Origin of the sequence: Microbacterium sediminicola (assembly GCF_039531125.1) — a bacterium.
GTDB classification, from domain to species: Bacteria; Actinomycetota; Actinomycetes; order Actinomycetales; family Microbacteriaceae; genus Microbacterium; species Microbacterium sediminicola.
This window is the reverse complement of sequence record NZ_BAAAPL010000001.1, coordinates 214,269-229,896: the sequence shown is the minus strand read 5'-3', so window position 1 is coordinate 229,896 and position 15,628 is coordinate 214,269. Positions and strand designations below refer to the sequence as shown.

General features: G+C 67.9%; 12 protein-coding genes and 1 riboswitch. Of the genes, 6 read left to right on the top strand and 6 right to left on the bottom strand.

Translation table 11 applies throughout. From position 1 onward, the window contains the following. From ABD206_RS00950 to ABD206_RS00940, 3 genes are read left to right on the top strand one after another with little or no spacing between them, the layout of a single operon-like run. Positions 1-882: a branched-chain amino acid ABC transporter permease gene (locus ABD206_RS00950; RefSeq protein WP_344067950.1), complete on the top strand. Its 882-nt coding sequence runs from the start codon at positions 1-3 to the stop codon at positions 880-882. Continuing rightward, the gene (locus ABD206_RS00945) at positions 882-1,961 is read left to right on the top strand and encodes a branched-chain amino acid ABC transporter permease (protein ID WP_344067948.1); all 1,080 of its coding nucleotides are present in this window, start codon (positions 882-884) and stop codon (positions 1,959-1,961) included. The genes ABD206_RS00950 and ABD206_RS00945 overlap by 1 nt, the downstream gene beginning before the upstream one ends. Positions 1,962-1,969: 8 nt before the next feature. Further along, positions 1,970-3,211 (top strand): ABC transporter substrate-binding protein, encoded by a 1,242-nt coding sequence (locus ABD206_RS00940; RefSeq protein ID WP_344067946.1) that lies wholly within the window; start codon positions 1,970-1,972, stop codon positions 3,209-3,211. Between the two features lie 105 nt (positions 3,212-3,316). On the opposite strand, the gene ABD206_RS00935 is transcribed toward ABD206_RS00940, so the two are convergent. Further along, positions 3,317-3,982: a GntR family transcriptional regulator gene (locus ABD206_RS00935; RefSeq protein WP_344067944.1), complete on the bottom strand. Its 666-nt coding sequence runs from the start codon at positions 3,980-3,982 to the stop codon at positions 3,317-3,319. A gap of 140 nt (positions 3,983-4,122) precedes the next feature. Between ABD206_RS00935 and ABD206_RS00930 the strand changes: the two genes are divergently transcribed. Continuing rightward, positions 4,123-4,893, top strand: coding sequence for an NAD(P)-dependent oxidoreductase (locus tag ABD206_RS00930; protein WP_344067942.1), 771 nt, complete (start codon positions 4,123-4,125; stop codon positions 4,891-4,893). A 131-nt stretch (positions 4,894-5,024) separates the two neighbouring features. After that, positions 5,025-6,929: an ABC transporter ATP-binding protein gene (locus ABD206_RS00925; RefSeq protein WP_344067940.1), complete on the top strand. Its 1,905-nt coding sequence runs from the start codon at positions 5,025-5,027 to the stop codon at positions 6,927-6,929. A gap of 126 nt (positions 6,930-7,055) precedes the next feature. Here ABD206_RS00925 and ABD206_RS00920 read toward each other — a convergent pair whose 3' ends face one another. Further along, complete coding sequence (locus ABD206_RS00920) at positions 7,056-8,924, bottom strand: phosphoenolpyruvate carboxykinase (GTP) (RefSeq protein WP_344067938.1); 1,869 nt, start codon at positions 8,922-8,924, stop codon at positions 7,056-7,058. A 113-nt stretch (positions 8,925-9,037) separates the two neighbouring features. Between ABD206_RS00920 and ABD206_RS00915 the strand changes: the two genes are divergently transcribed. Next, the gene (locus tag ABD206_RS00915; protein WP_344067936.1) at positions 9,038-10,480 is read left to right on the top strand and encodes a helix-turn-helix domain-containing protein; all 1,443 of its coding nucleotides are present in this window, start codon (positions 9,038-9,040) and stop codon (positions 10,478-10,480) included. Here ABD206_RS00915 and ABD206_RS00910 read toward each other — a convergent pair. The 4 genes from ABD206_RS00910 to glyA form a co-directional block, all read right to left on the bottom strand. After that, on the bottom strand, positions 10,477-11,415 hold the full coding sequence (locus tag ABD206_RS00910) for a DUF4436 family protein (protein ID WP_344067934.1): 939 nt from the start codon (positions 11,413-11,415) through the stop codon (positions 10,477-10,479). The two genes, ABD206_RS00915 and ABD206_RS00910, sit on opposite strands and share 4 nt — an antisense overlap. Before the next feature lie 45 nt (positions 11,416-11,460). Continuing rightward, positions 11,461-12,936, bottom strand: coding sequence for an NAD-dependent succinate-semialdehyde dehydrogenase (locus ABD206_RS00905; RefSeq protein ID WP_344067932.1), 1,476 nt, complete (start codon positions 12,934-12,936; stop codon positions 11,461-11,463). A gap of 155 nt (positions 12,937-13,091) precedes the next feature. Continuing rightward, entirely contained in the window at positions 13,092-13,979 is an 888-nt protein-coding gene (locus ABD206_RS00900; RefSeq protein WP_344067930.1) for a bifunctional methylenetetrahydrofolate dehydrogenase/methenyltetrahydrofolate cyclohydrolase, read from the bottom strand. A gap of 154 nt (positions 13,980-14,133) precedes the next feature. Next, the gene (gene glyA, locus ABD206_RS00895) at positions 14,134-15,402 is read right to left on the bottom strand and encodes a serine hydroxymethyltransferase (protein WP_344067928.1); all 1,269 of its coding nucleotides are present in this window, start codon (positions 15,400-15,402) and stop codon (positions 14,134-14,136) included. Positions 15,403-15,468: 66 nt separating this feature from the next. Next, positions 15,469-15,551: riboswitch (ZMP/ZTP riboswitch) on the bottom strand. Positions 15,552-15,628 lie beyond the last annotated feature (77 nt).

Genomic DNA, 15,628 nt, shown 5'->3' with positions numbered 1-15,628 from the left:
GTGGATACCTTCATCCAGCTCGTCGTCGACGGTCTGTCGACAGGATCGATCTACGCCGCGCTCGCTCTGGCGATCGTGCTCGTGAACCAATCCACCGGAATGGTGAACTTCGCCCAGGGCGGTATGGCGGTCTTCTCCGCCTATATCGCCTGGTGGATGACGACCATGGGCGTCCCGCTCATCCTCGCGATCCTCATCTCGATCATCGTGTCGTTCCTCTTCGGCGCTGTGATCGAGCGGTACCTGATGCGAAGGTTCGAAAGGGGTGATCCCGATACCGCGGTCGTGGTGACCATCGGTCTGCTGACCCTCATCACGGGGGTCGTGGCGTGGATCTGGACCTACAACAACCAGCTCTTCCCGTCGCTGTTCCCGCTGGAAACCGTCGAGGTGTTCGGCGCGGCCATCAGTGTGCGCTCACTCGGCACCGTCGCCGTGATCGTCGTGGTGATGGCGCTCCTCCAGGCGCTGTTCATCGGCACCAAGCTCGGGCTCGCCCTGCGCGCGGTCGCCGTCAACCCCTACTCCGCATCACTTTCGGGCCTCCCCGTCGGCCGAATGCTCATGGTCGGCTGGGGGCTCGCGGCGTCGCTGGGGGCCATCGCCGGTGCCCTGGTCGCGCCGGATCTCACCCTCACGCCGGGAATGATGGACGGCCCTCTCGTCTACGCCCTCGCAGCGGTGATTCTCGGTGGCATGTCGAGCCCGATCGGCGTGGTCGTTGCCGCCTGGATGATCGGAGTGCTGGAGAACCTCGCCGCGGTCTACGTGCCCTTCATCGGCCACGACCTCAAGATCGCGGTGCCGTTCATCCTCATCTTCGTCGTGCTGATCGTGCGACCCCAGGGCCTGTTCGGTCGGAAAGTTGTGGTGCGAGTGTGATGACGAATCTCGATTTCGCCCCCACTACGGCGCCCAGCATCTGGCAGCGCCCCTGGGTGAAGTGGGGCCTGTGGGCCGTTCTCGCCGTCGCGCTCATCGTGCTGCCGCTCGTGCTGCCGGAGTTCACGAACCTGACGCTGGCACGCGTCGGTGTCTTCGCCGTTGCCGTGCTCGGACTCAACGTCGTGATGGGCTACACCGGCCAGGTCTCGCTCGGTCAGATCTTCTTCGTCGGACTCGGGGCCTACGTGACGGCATACGGTGTGACCAACGACTGGAACATCGTCCTGGTCTTCATCGCCGCCTTCGCCATCCCGGCCGTGGTGGGCTTGGTCATCGCGCTCGCGGCAGCCCGACTCGGAGGGCTCGCCATCGCGATGGTGACGATCGCGCTGCCGATCGTGGGCGTCCCCCTGGCCAAGCGCTTCTCCGACATCACGGGCGGATCCCAGGGACTGTCCTCGCGGTTCTCGGATGCCCCGGAATGGACCGGGCTCTTCAACGATCAGTGGCAGCTGTACGTCGTGATCGCGATCACCCTCGTCGTGTTCCTGCTCACCCGACAGCTCGTGACTGGCAAGTACGGCCGCGCGTTCGCCATCGTCAAGAGCAACGAAGCTGTCGCGGCATCCATGGGCATCTCACCCTACGGCTACAAGGTTCTCGCGTTCACCGTCGCTTCCCTCATCGGCGGCGTCAGCGGGTTCCTCTACATGTTCGTGATCCAGTACACCTCCCCAGAGACGATGAGCTTCCCGCACTCGATCACGCTGCTCGCGTCGATGGTCATCGGCGGTGCGGCGAGCATCGTCGGCTCACTGCTCGGCGGCGCCTACTACGTCCTCGTCCCCCAGCTCACGAACATCATCGATCCGAACCTCACGGCGGTCCTGCAGGGCGCGATTCTCCTCGCCGTCCTCTTCGTCCTCCCCGGCGGCCTCGTATCGCTGCCTCGGACGATCCGCCGAATGATCCGCCGCGGTCGCAGCACCGGCCACGGCCCCCAGAGCTCTCCGCCTGCGGCAGCACAGCAGAACCCCGCGGAGGGAACCCCAACAGAGAGGCAAGACCAGGCATGAACATGCGAATGAGAACGAAGGGCGTTGTCGGCATCGTCGCCATGACGTCGGTGCTCGCGCTGACCCTCGCCGGCTGTTCCCGCGGCGGAGGCGGCGGTGACGAGACGTCGGCACCGAGCCCCGGCATCACCGACACGACAATCACCCTCGGCATCACCACTCCGCTCTCCGGCGCGACCGCCGGCCCCGGAACCTGCACCGTCGCGGGCATCGAGGCCTACTTCGGCGCCGTCAACGCGGCGGGCGGCGTGACCTTCGGCGACGGCAAGACCCGCACGGTCGAGATCACAGCCCTCGACGACGCGTACGACCCGCAGAAGGCCAAGGCCAACTACGACCAGCTCAAGGACGAGGTCTTCCTGATGACCGCGGGCCTGGGCACCCCGACCAACCGCGCGTTCCGCGAGGCCGCGATCGCCGATGGGGTGCCGCAGGTTCTCATCATGACCGGCGACCCGCTGTTCAGCGACCAGGCCGAGAGCCCCTACCAGCTCGGCTTCGTGCCGATCTATCAGAACGAAGGCTCCGCGTTCGGAGATCTGCTCGCAGCATCCGGAGAAGACCACAAGGTGGCGATCCTCTACCAGAACGACGACTACGGCAAGGGCTATGTCGAAGGCTTCACGGACGCGGTTGCCGATGCCTCGAACGTGGAGATCGTGAAGGAGCTCTCGTACGAGGCCACCGACACGACCGTCGATGCACAGATCACCGAGCTGGCCGCCACCGGCGCCGACGTGATCTTCAACGCGATGTCGATCACGCCGCTGGTGATCTCGGCGATGCAGAAGGCACAGGAACTCGACTGGCTGCCCAGCTGGTTCCAGCCCTCGAACACGTCCTCGCCGGGCGCGATCCTGGAGCCCGCCGGCGCGGCTGTCTTCCCGGGCGTCTACACGGTGTCGTTCGCGAAGGCAGCGGCCAGCCCCGCCTACGCCGACGACCCCGAGATGCAGACGTTCCTGTCCGACCTGGCGGAGTACGCGGACTACCCCGACACACCGGCCTTCCCGCACTGCGCGTGGAGCTACATGGTCGGTGCCACCCTGGAGCAGGTCTTCGAGAAGATGACCACGCCGACGCGTGACGAGTTCATGACGCAGCTGCGCACGATCTCCGACTTCGTCGCTCCGCTCATGCTCGAGGGCACGTCGGTGAACACCACCGAAGACGGTCTCCCCGCCGTCTCCGAACTGGTCGTCCAGAAGTACAACGGCAACGGCTACTCCGACGCGATGAGCTTCGGTTGATCCGGGGGTGTGGGTCGGAGGCGCGATCCTTCGGCCCACACCACTCTCACCGATGCACACAGCACCGACCGCCGGGGCGGAGGGCGTTCGCGCCTTTCGCCCCGACTACGTCATTGCGCGCAGCAGCGTGGCGATGCCACACAGATGCTGTCGGGTCGCCGCCTCCGCGGCATCCCCATCGTGAGCGATGACCGCGTCGATGATCGCAGCGTGCTCCGGCGCCGATTCGGTCGCGCGCCCGGGATGAAAGGCCAGGCGGAACTGATGACGAGCAGACTGAGCGCGCAGGCGCTCGAGCAGGACACTCGCGGTCGCGTGCCCGCTGATCTGCCTCAACCGCGCATCCATGAGCTGGTTCAGGCGGGAATACTCCAGGAGATTTCCCTGCGCCACCGCCTGTGTCATGTCGTCGCGGATCTGGCGGAGTTCGTCGGCCTCGGCATCCGTCACCCGCTCGGCGGCCTTGCGCGCGCACAACGACTCGAGTCCAACGCGCACCTCGACGATCTCGATCGCCTCGTCGACCGAGATCGAGCGCACACGCGCACCCTTGTTGGGCAGGCGCTCGACGAGACCCTCACTCACCAAGTGCATGAGCGCAGAGCGCACCGTCGCACGGGAAGCGAGGAAACGCTCCGAAAGATCCGCTTCGATGAGCCGCTGATGGGGTGCGAACTCGCCCTGCAGGATCGCGTCGCGGATGCGAGAGGTGACATCGGTGTCACCCGCCGTTTCGGCCTCCGACGCGAGGTGCGTGGCCGGATCTGCCATGAGACATGCCTCCCAGATGCGCGTCGGGCGCGCGTGTCGTCACCTCGCAGAATATCCCACGAACAGAACTGTCGCCCGGATTCGCGACAATTTCGTCTCCAGCTGACGGTGCTCCAGGGCTCGATCACGGGAGTCCGCTGATGAGAGTGGCGGTGATCGGACTCGGCGAGGCGGGATCGACCTATGCGCGCGGGCTCCGCGACCGCGGCGCCGACGTCATCGGCTACGACCGCGCCTTCGAACTGGACGACGTCGGGTGCGCCCCCGATGCCGTCTCGGCCGCTCGCGGCGCAGACCTCGTGCTGAGCCTCGTGTGCGCCGCGAACGCCGCCGACGTCGCCGACGAGGTCGCCGACGTATGTCAGGGCGCCGTGTTCGCCGACATGAACACCGGCTCGCGAGAACTCAAACAGCACGTCACCTCCCGGATGGCGCGGGCCGGCGTCCCGTGCGCAGACGTCGCGATCATGGCGCCGATCCTGCGGCACGGCATCATGACACAACTGCTCACGAGCGGCCCGGGCGCGGCGGAGGTCTCACGTCTGTTCACCGCGCTCGAGGTTCCCATTTCCGTCGTCGGCACGCAGCCCGGCGACGCCGCCAGCCTGAAACTCACGCGCAGCGTGTTCCTCAAGGGACTGGGCAGCCTCGTCTTCGAGAGTCTGCGGGCTGCCGAGGCGCTCGGCGCCCACGACTGGATGCTGGAGCAGATGGCGGGCGAGTTCGGGCCCGAGGGCGAGACGCTGGTCGAGCGGCTGATCACGGGGACTCGCCTGCACGCCGTGCGTCGCAGCCACGAGATGAAGGATGTGCGCGAGTACCTGCGCAGCATCGACGTGCCCGCCGAAATGACCGAGGGCACGATCGCCTGGCTCGACCGGATCGTCGCCGGGGACGACCGCGTCAGCTGAGGCAGCCGACGCGACAACTCTCACGCGAGGGGTCACAACACGCTGTTTCGCAGCGCTGGGAGGCGGCAATTTGTGACCCCTCGCGGGGGAGGTAGCGTCGTAGGCGCCCACTTCCTGTGATCGAGGTACCGATGTCAGACACTTCCCGACGTCCCGGGCGTCGCCGCAAGGACGAGGGTCCGCGCGCGACGTTCCGCCAGCTCCTCCCCTTCCTCCTCGAGCACCGCGGAGTGCTGGCGATCGTCGCCGCGCTGAGCGTCGTCGGCGCCGCCGCCACTCTCGGTCAGCCGCTGCTGGTCGGGCAGGTCATCACCCGCGTGCAGGAGGGAGATGCGCTGGGACTGCTGGTGTGGGCGATCGTCGCGCTCGTGGTCGTGGCCTCCCTCATCTCAGGCTTCCAGCACTACCTGCTGCAGCGCACCGGCACCGCAGTCGTCTATTCCAGTCGGCGCAGCCTGATCGCCCGCATCCTGCATCTGCCGATCAGCGAGTTCGACGCCCGACGCACCGGCGATCTCGTGTCCCGGGTCGGCACGGACACCACACTGCTGTACGCGGTGCTCACACAGGGGCTCGCGGATGCCGTGGGCAACTCCCTCATCTTCCTCGGCGCGCTGATCGCGATGGCACTGATCGACCCGCTTCTGCTGCTGGCGATCGTGATCGTGATCGGGCTGTCCGTCGTGGTGGTCGGATTCCTCAGCGGTCGGATCCGACGCGCGACGAGCGAGCAGCAGGAGAAGGTCGGCGAGCTGGCCTCCGCCGTCGAACGCGCGGTCGGCTCCGTGCGCACCGTCCGCGCCTCGGGTGCCACCGATCGCGAGACCGACGAGATCACGGGCGTCGCAACCGAGGCCTACGGGGTCGGCGTGCGGATCGCGAAGGTGTCGGCGCTGGTCGTCCCGGTCGCCGGTATCGCGCTGCAGGTGTCACTGCTCGTCGTGCTGGGCCTGGGAGGCTTCCGCGTTGCGTCCGGCGCGATCGAGGTGGCGAGCCTGGTCACCTTCGTCATGTTCTTGTTCCTCCTCGTGGTGCCGCTCGGCACCTTCTTCGGCGCGATCACCTCGGTCAACCAAGCCCTCGGCGCGCTCGGCCGCATCCAGGAAATCCTCGACCTGCCCACCGAGGCCGCCGAGGACGCCGCGATCGCGGCATCCATCGCCACGACGGCGCCCGCGGGGGCGCAGGTGCCGGCGATCGAGTTCCGCGACGTGCGGTTCCGGTACCCGGCCGCCGTCATCGCGGCGCGGCAGAAGGCTGAGGCGGAGGCACGGGCGGTGCTCGAGGGGGCGCACGTCGACACCTCGACCATCGCGCTCCCGGGCGATGCATCCGGCGCGAGCGTAGCCCAGGCGGATGAGGTGCTGCGCGGTGTGTCGTTCTCGGTGCCGCGCGGATCCCGCGTCGCGATCGTCGGACCCTCAGGCGCCGGTAAGAGCACGACGCTCACACTCATCGAGCGCTTCTACGATCCGACCGGGGGCGGCATCCTGCTCGGAGGGCGCGATATCCGCACCCTCGATCGCGACGGGCTGCGCGCGCAGCTCGGCTACGTCGAACAGGATGCCCCGACGCTGGCCGGCACCATCGCGCAGAACCTGCGCTTGGCCTCCCCCGACGCCACGGAGGAGGACTGCGAGCGGGTGCTGCACGCCGTCAACCTCGACGAGGTGCTCGCGCGCAGCCCCCTGGGACTCGAGGCTCCTGTCGGCGAGGCGGGCGTCATGCTCTCGGGCGGTGAGCGCCAGCGCCTCGCGATCGCACGTGCGCTGCTGGCCGCCCCTCCGATCCTGCTGCTGGACGAGTCCACCTCATCCCTGGACGGCCTCAACGAGCAGCGGATGCGTGACGCGATCGACGCGGTCGCCGCCGGGCGCACGCTCATCGTGATCGCTCACCGCCTGTCGACCGTCGTCGACAGCGACCTGATCATCGTCATGGACCATGGCGAGGTCATCGGCCAGGGCACCCACTCCGAGCTCGTCGAATCGACGCCTCTCTACCGCGACCTCGCCCGCCACCAGCTCCTCGTCTGACGAGGCTCATCCTCCCGGCGAACCCACACGTACATTGCGAACCCACACGTTCCTGGCGTCGGGAAGGTGTGGGTTCGCAATCAACGTGTGGGTTCGGCGAAAGGGTTGGCTGTGGATGCCGTCGCGTCAGGCGGACGTGAGGCGGTAGCGGAGGGCCGAGAGCTCGGCGCCGAGCTGGGCGGGGACGCGACCGTCGAAGGTGTCGAAGAACTCTTCGGTGAGGTCCGCCTCCCGCGCCCATGATGCGGGGTCGATCGCGAACAGCTCCGCGAGGTCCTCAGCGGGCACGTCGATGCCATCGAGGTTGAGGTCCTCGATCTTCGGGAGGCGACCGATCGGGCTGTCGACAGCGCCGACCTCGTTCTCGATACGACGCGCGATCCACTCGATGACACGCGAGTTGTCGCCGAAGCCCGGCCACAGGAAGCGGCCGTCGGGACCCTTGCGGAACCAGTTGACCTGGAAGATGCGCGGCGCACGGTCGAAGCGGAGCTTCTGCCCGACCTTGAGCCAGTGCCCGAAGTAGTCGGCCATGTTGTAGCCGCAGAACGGCAGCATGGCGAAGGGGTCGCGGCGCAGCTCGCCGACCGTGCCCTCGGCAGCGGCGGTGCGCTCTGAGGAGATCGTCGACCCCAGGAACACGCCGTGTGCCCAGTCGGTGGCTTCCACGACGAGCGGGACGTTGGTGGCCCGGCGCCCGCCGAAGAGGATCGCGTCGACGGGAACTCCGTCGCGGGCATCCCAGTCCGGCGCGATCTGGGGGCACTGCGCTGCGCTCACCGTGAAGCGGGAGTTCGGGTGCGCGGCGGGGCGGCCGGAGCCGGGAGTCCAGGGGTTGCCCTCCCAGTCGATGAGCTCTGCCGGCGGCTCGTCGGTCAACCCCTCCCACCAGACGTCACCGTCGGGGCGGAGCGCCACGTTCGTGAAGATCGTGTTGCCCCACAGGGTCTCGACGGCGGTGACGTTGGTCGACTCGCCCGTGCCGGGCGCGACGCCGAAGAATCCGGCTTCAGGGTTGATCGCCCACAGACGCCCGTCCTCACCGGGGCGCAGCCACGCGATGTCGTCGCCGAGGGTCTCGACGCGCCACCCGGGAATGGTGGGACGCAGCATGGCGAGGTTGGTCTTGCCGCAGGCCGAGGGGAACGCGGCGGCGAGGTGGTACTTCTTTCCCTCGGGGCTGATGACGCGGATCAACAGCATGTGCTCGGCGAGCCATCCCTCGTCGCGCCCGATCACAGAGGCGATGCGGAGCGCGAAGCACTTCTTGGCGAGGATGGCGTTGCCACCGTAGCCGGAGCCGAACGACCACACCTCGAGGGTCTCGGGGAAGTGGACGATGTACTTCTCGTCGTTGCACGGCCACGCAACGTCCTTCTCACCCGGCGCGAGCGGCGCACCGACCGAGTGGACGGTCTTGACCCACGGCGAGCCCTGGGCGATCTCACGGAGCACGTCGATGCCCACGCGCGTCATGATCTCGATCGAGGTGACGGCGTACGCGCTGTCGGTGACCTGCACCCCGATGTGGGAGAGCGGCCCGCCGACCGGGCCCATCGAGAACGGGACGACGTACATCGTGCGCCCGCGCATCGATCCCTCGAACAGTGGGGTGATCGTCGCGCGGATCTCGTCCGGCGCGACCCAGTTGTTGGTCGGCCCGGCATCGGCCTCACGGTCCGACGCGATGAACGTGCGCGCTTCGGTACGAGCCACGTCACTCGGGTGCGAACGGGCGAGGTAGGAGCCCGGACGCCACTCGGGGTTGAGTTTGATCAGCTTGCCCTCTTCCACCTGCTCACGCAGCAGCGCGTCGTTCTCGGCACGCGAACCGTCGACCCAGTGGATGCGGGCGGGCTGGGTCAGAGCGGCGATCTCCTCGACCCAGGCCGTGAGCGCCTCCATTCCCGGGCCGGCGACCGCAGGCATGTCGCCATAGCTCGCCGCGGGCTTCGGTGTGGAAGTCGTCGGGCGGGTGATGTCGGCGATGGCCATTGTCGCTCCTGTGGGGTTCGGTAAGGGGTTCTTTCCTACTTTGCGGCCACTTTCGCCAGGCTTTCCCGTGCTGCTGGCCGCAAGAAATGCGAATCTTTCGCTAGCATTAAAGAATGCCGACCACCTCCTTGGAACTCGCCACACTGGGGCACCGCATCCGCCATCAGCGGGTCTCGCACGGCCTGACCCTCGACGAGCTCGGCGCGCGCGTCGGCGTCGCCGGCAGCCAGCTGAGCCTCATTGAGAACGGCAAGCGCGAACCCAAGCTCTCGCTGCTGCAGGCGATCGCGCAGGCGACCGATGTGGATGTCGCCGAGCTCCTCACCCCCGAGCCTCCCAACCGCCGTGCAGCCCTCGAGATCGAGCTCGACCGCGCCCAGGCGAGCCCGGTGTTCCGGCAGCTCGGGATCTCGCCGGTGCGGGTGACCAAGGGGATGAGCGACGAGACGATCGAGAGCGTGCTGGGTCTGCACCGCGAGCTGCAGCGGCGCGAGCGTGAGGCCATCGCCACACCCGAGGAGGCGCGGCGTGCCAACACCGAGCAGCGGCTGAGCCTGCGCGAGCGTGACAACTACTTCCCCGAGATCGAGAAGCTCGCCGAGAAGCAGCTCGCCGCGGCGGGGCATGTGTCGGGCGCCCTCACCCACCGCACGGTCAGCATCATGGCGGAGCGGCTCGGATTCGAGCTGATCTACGTCAACGACCTGCCCTCGTCGACGAGATCTGTCACCGATCTCGAGAACGGGCGCATCTATCTGCCACCGGCGTCGATCCCCGGCGGACACGGCCTGCGGTCCATGGCCCTGCAGGCGATGGCACACCGTCTGCTCGGTCACCAGCGGCCCACCGACTACGCCGACTTCCTGCAGCAGCGCCTCGAGATCAACTACTTCGCCGCGTGCTGCCTCATGCCCGAGACGAACTCCGTCGCCTTCCTGCAGCAGGCCAAGAAGGACCGCAATCTCGCCGTCGAGGACTTCCGCGACGCGTTCGGCGTCACCCACGAGGCCGCGGGCATGCGGATGACCAATCTCATGACGAACCACTTCGGCATCCGCCTGCACTTCCTGCGGGTGAGCGAGACGGGCGCCATCCAGCGCGTGTACGAGAACGACGATCTCCCGCTGCCGATGGACGTCACCGGCGCCATCGACGGGCAGATCGCCTGCCGCAAGTGGGCGGCCCGCGCCGCATTCTCGGAGCAGAACCGCACGACCGAGCACTACCAGTACACCGATACCCCCGCCGGCACGTTCTGGTGCGCGACGCAGACCGGAACCGTCCCGGAAGGCGCCTTCTCGATCACGGTCGGCGTCCCCTTCGACGATGCGAAGTGGTTCCGCGGGCGCGAAACCTCCAAGCGCGCGGTATCAACCTGCCCCGATGAAGCGTGCTGCAGGCGGCCGGCGACCGAACTCACCGAGCGGTGGGAGGGCAAGTCCTGGCCGAGCGCCCGGGTGCACATGCAGATGTTCACCCCGCTCCCGCGCGGAAACTTCCCCGGGGTGGATGACGCTGAGGTGTATGCCTTCCTCGAGCGTCACGCCGACAGCTAGTCCGTCGAGGGGCTCTCGCTCGGCTCGACGTCTGCCGCCGCGACGCCCGCGGGCCCGTCCCGCAGCCACGCGACGACGAAGACGACGAGACCCGCGACCAGGCCCGCGATGACCCACAGCACGATCAGGTAGTCGACCCACGATCCGATCGGCGGGGAGCCGGGCAGGAAATTGCGCAGCGGGATCGTGGCGAACAGCATCGCGCCGATCCAGCCCAGCATCGTGACCTCGATCTTGCGCTTGCCGCGCAGCACCGTGAATGCCGCCGTCAGCACCAGAACGGGCATGACGACCATGAGGGTCAGCAGCACGATGCCGAACGCAATCGTCGAGGGGGCCCGCGTCGCCGTGAAGGTGACCCCGATCAGATCGACGGGCCCGTCCGCGGTATCAACGGTGTTGACGACGTCTCCGCGTGCGGTGATCGCCCATCCCGGGACACGCCCATCGGCAGAGAGCTGGTACGAGATCGGCACGGCCTCACCGTCGGCATCCACCCGCACCGGAACGATGACCGACTCGGTCGTATAACGGTCGAACGGCCATTGTTCGACGTATCCATCCGTGACCAGCACGGTCGTGGCCGGCGCAGCGACCTCGTCCGCCGCCCACTCGATCGTGCGCGGGCCGTCGGTGTTGGTCACGAACAGATGCAGCGTCTCGTCCGGGGTAATGCGGTCACTGGAGTACGAACCGAGATCTGTCGGCTCGATGCGGACGGAGAGCCGGTTTCCTGCCGCATCGACATCGGTGGGCGTGAGCTCGAGAATGACGTCCCCGGGCCCGGCGTCGCCGGTCGAGCCCGCCGTATCGACATCGCCGCTGAGGCCGTACGCGATGACCACCGTGAGATAGACCAGCACCACCGCGATGATCGAACCGAAAAGGGCGACGACGCGTCGGCGACGCACGCGGGGGTCCGGGCGCTCACTCACGGCGCCATTGTGACAGACCGCGCGCGGGTCAGTCGGCAAAGGGGGTCAGCCGGCAAAGGGGTCAGGCGTGAGCGTGTACTTGGTCTGCAGGTACTCGTGGATGCCTTCCGCGCCGCCCTCACGGCCCAGACCCGACATCTTCCAGCCACCGAACGGTGCCGCGGCGTTGGAGACGACCCCCATGTTCAGGCCCATCATCCCGGTCTCGAGCCGCTCGATCATGCGCTGCCCCCGAGCGAGGTTCTCGGTGTAGACGTAGGAGACCAGACCGTACTCGGTGTCGTTGGCCAGCCGCACCGCCTCGTCCTCGTCATCAAACGGCACGATCGCGAGGACCGGACCGAAGATCTCCTCGCGCAGGATGTCACTTCCGGCAGCGACATCCGAGATCACCGTAGGGAGGTAGAACGTTCCGGATCCCGCGAGCGCCTCACCGCCGGTCGTGACCTGCGCACCGCGGGCGACGGCATCGGCGACGAGCGAGGATGCCTTCGCCACCGCGCGGTCATCGATGAGCGGACCGATGGCCACGCCCTCCTCGGTTCCGCGCCCCACCTTCATCTCAGCGACCCGCTCGGTGACCCGCCGCGTGAACTCCTCGACGACGCGGCGGTGCACGATGAAGCGGTTGGCCGCGGTGCAGGCCTGGCCGATGTTGCGGAACTTCGCGGCGATCGCCCCGTCGACGGCCTTGTCGAGGTCGGCATCCTCGAAGATCACGAACGGCGCGTTGCCGCCGAGCTCCATCGAGGTGCGAAGAACGCCCTGCGCCGCCTGCTCCATGAGCCGCTGCCCGACACCGGTCGAGCCCGTGAACGAGAGCTTGCGCAACCGTGGATCGCGGATGATCGGCTCGGAGACCGCGCCCGAGGCCGATGTGGTGATGACGTTGACGACGCCCGCCGGGACTCCCGCCTCCTGCAGCAGCTTCGCGAAGAGGAGGGTCGTCAACGGCGTGAGAGCTGCCGGCTTGATCACCACCGTGCACCCGGCGGCCAGCGCCGGTGCGATCTTGCGGGTCGCCATTGCCAGCGGGAAGTTCCAGGGTGTCACCAGGAAGCACGGTCCCACCGGGTGCTGGCTGACGATCATGCGCCCTTTCCCTTCGGGGGTGGGAGCGTATCTGCCGGTGACTCGTGCCGCCTCCTCGCTGAACCAGCGCAGAAACTCACCACCGTAGACGACCTCACCGCGCGACTCCGCGAGGGGTTTTCCCATCTCCAGGGTCATCAGCAGCGCGAAGTCCTCGGCCCGTGCGGTCAGCAGATCGAACGCACGTCGCAGGATCTCCGCTCGTGAACGCGCGGGGGTCGCCGCCCACGACGGAAACGCCTCGGCGGCGGCATCCAGGGCAGCGATGCCGTCGGCCGGGCTCGCATCAGCGATCGTCTTGACCACGTCCCCCGTCGCGGGGTCTTGGACGGTCAGCGTGCGCCCGCTGTCGGCGGCGACCCACTCGCCGCCGATGAAAAGCCCGTCGGGGACTGTTGCCAGAAGATCGCGTTCGCGTGGATCGACCATCAGCCTCTCCTTTCGCTGCGTTCAGCGCCGACGCACCTCAACTCGGCGCGCCGCCGTACCGTTCTCAGGTTACGCCGGTCCACCGCGCTGCCCCATCCGGGAGATTGCACCGGAGAGACAGCGCTGCGCGGCGATGAGTCTGAAGCGTGCGAGCCTCAGCCGGCGAGGCGCTCGGCGGTCTCCACGACGTTGGCCACCAGCATGGCGCGGGTCATCGGGCCCACTCCCCCGGGGTTCGGCGAGAGCCAGCCGGCGACCTCGGCGACGGCCGGATCGACGTCGCCCGAGAGCTTGGCACGGCCGGATTCGGTCGTGCCGACGCGGGTCACACCCACGTCCAGCACCGCGGCGCCCGGCTTGATCCACTCGGGCTTGACGAGGTGGGGCTGCCCGACGGCCGCGACGACGATGTCGGCGCGGCGCACCTCGGCTGCAAGATCCACGGTGCGCGAGTGCGTGAGCGACACGGTGGCATTCGTACCCTTGCGGGTCAGGAGCAGCCCAAGAGGGCGACCGACCGTTATGCCGCGACCGATGACGGTGACATGCTTACCGGCGATCTCGACTCCGTGGCGCAGCAGCAGTTCGATGACGCCGTTGGGCGTGCAGGGAAGCGGCGCGGGGATCGCGGTCTTCGGGTCGACGCCGAGCACGAGACGGCCGAGGTTCGTCGGATGCAGACCGTCGGCATCCTTGTTCGGGTCGATGAGCTCGATGATCGCGTTCTCGTCGATGCCCTTGGGCAGCGGCAGCTGCACGATGAAGCCGGTGACGGCCGGGTCGTCGTTGAGCGCGCGGACCGCGTCAGCGATCTCATCCTGCGTCGCGGTCTCGGGAAGCTCGACCGCGATGGATGCCACGCCCACCTCGGCGCAGTCGCGGTGCTTGCCGGTGACATACGAGCGGGAGGCGCCGTCGTTGCCGACCAGCAGCGTTCCGAGCCCCGGGACGATGCCCTTCTCGGCGAGCACGGCGACGCGCGCGCGCAGCTCTTCCTTGATGGCGGCTGCCGTGGCGATCCCGTCCAACGACTGTGCGGTCATGCGCTTCTCCTGTTCATCGTCCCGACGACGTCTGCGTCTCGGAGCGTCAGACACCTATGTCCATAGGTATCGTACGACACTCGTGATACCAGACAGCTCCTAGTCTTACAGATGACTGAAACTAGGACCATCCCGCTCACGCGTCCTCGTCGACTCAGAGCCCCGGATACAGCGGGAAGGCGTCGGCGAGGACGGCGACCCGGGCTCGGAGCGCCTCGACGTCCGGTTCCGGCAGCAGCGCGAGCGCGATGATGTCGGCGACCTCGGTGAACTCCGCGTCCCCGAAGCCGCGGGTCGCCAGGGCCGGCGTGCCGATGCGCAGACCCGAGGTGGTCATCGGCGGACGCGGGTCATTGGGCACCGAGTTGCGGTTGACCGTGATGTGGATGTCGTGCAGCAGGTCTTCTGCCTGCTTGCCGTCGATCTCGGCGTTGCGCAGGTCCACGAGGACGAGGTGCACGTCGGTGCCGCCCGAGCGCACCGAGATGCCCGCCTCGACCACGTCGGGCTGGGCCAAACGCTCGGCGAGGATCACGGCGCCGCGGACAGTCCGCTCCTGGCGCTCGCGGAACTCCGGGGCCGCAGCGAGCTTGAACGCCGTGGCCTTCGCGGCGATGACGTGCATCAGCGGGCCACCCTGCTGGCCGGGGAACACCGCGGAGTTGATCTTCTTGGCCAAGGCCTCGTCGTTGGTGAGGATGAAGCCCGAGCGCGGGCCGCCGATCGTCTTGTGCACGGTCGAGGAGACGACGTGCGCGTGCGGGACGGGCGAGGGGTGCACGCCCGCGGCCACGAGCCCGGCAAAGTGGGCCATGTCGACCCAGAGCTTCGCGCCGACCTCGTCGGCGATCGCGCGGAAGGCCGCGAAATCGAGCTGGCGGGGATAGGCCGACCAGCCGGCGATGATGACGGTCGGGCGGTGCTCGAGGGCGAGGCGACGCACCTCGTCCATGTCGACGAGGCTCGTCTCGGCATCCACACCGTAGGCGACGATGTCGTACAGCCGGCCCGAGAAGTTGAGCTTCATGCCGTGCGTGAGGTGCCCGCCGTGGTCGAGCGAGAGACCGAGGATCGTGTCGCCGGGCTTCGCGATGGCGTGGAGCACGGCCGCGTTCGCGGTCGCGCCGGAGTGGGGCTGCACGTTCGCGTACTCCGCGCCGAAGAGCGCCTTGGCTCGCGCGATCGCGAGCTCTTCGGCGACGTCGACCACTTCGCAGCCGCCGTAGTAGCGCTTGCCCGGATACCCTTCCGCGTACTTGTTCGTGAGCACCGAACCCTGAGATTCGAGCACCGAAACCGGCACGAAGTTCTCGGATGCGATCATCTCGAGGAATCCGCGCTGACGCGCCAGCTCACGGTCGAGGATCTCGGCGATCTCGGGATCGACCTCAGACAGCGGGGCGTTGAAGAACGGTTCGCTCATGGCGTTCGGCTCCTTGGTGACAGCGGGCGGGGAACTCGGGGGTGGGACGACGGTCGCGGGGGTTACCGCCTCGACCCAGGCGTACGGTCGAGTCCGTGTCGGTCGCTCCCCGGTGGTCATCCACCTCAACGCCAGTCGCGACATGCCGATCATACCGGATCGACCTGCCCCTCCCACGCGGGATGCCGCCGTTGATAAGGTGGGCGAAGGAATTTGTTAGGACTCC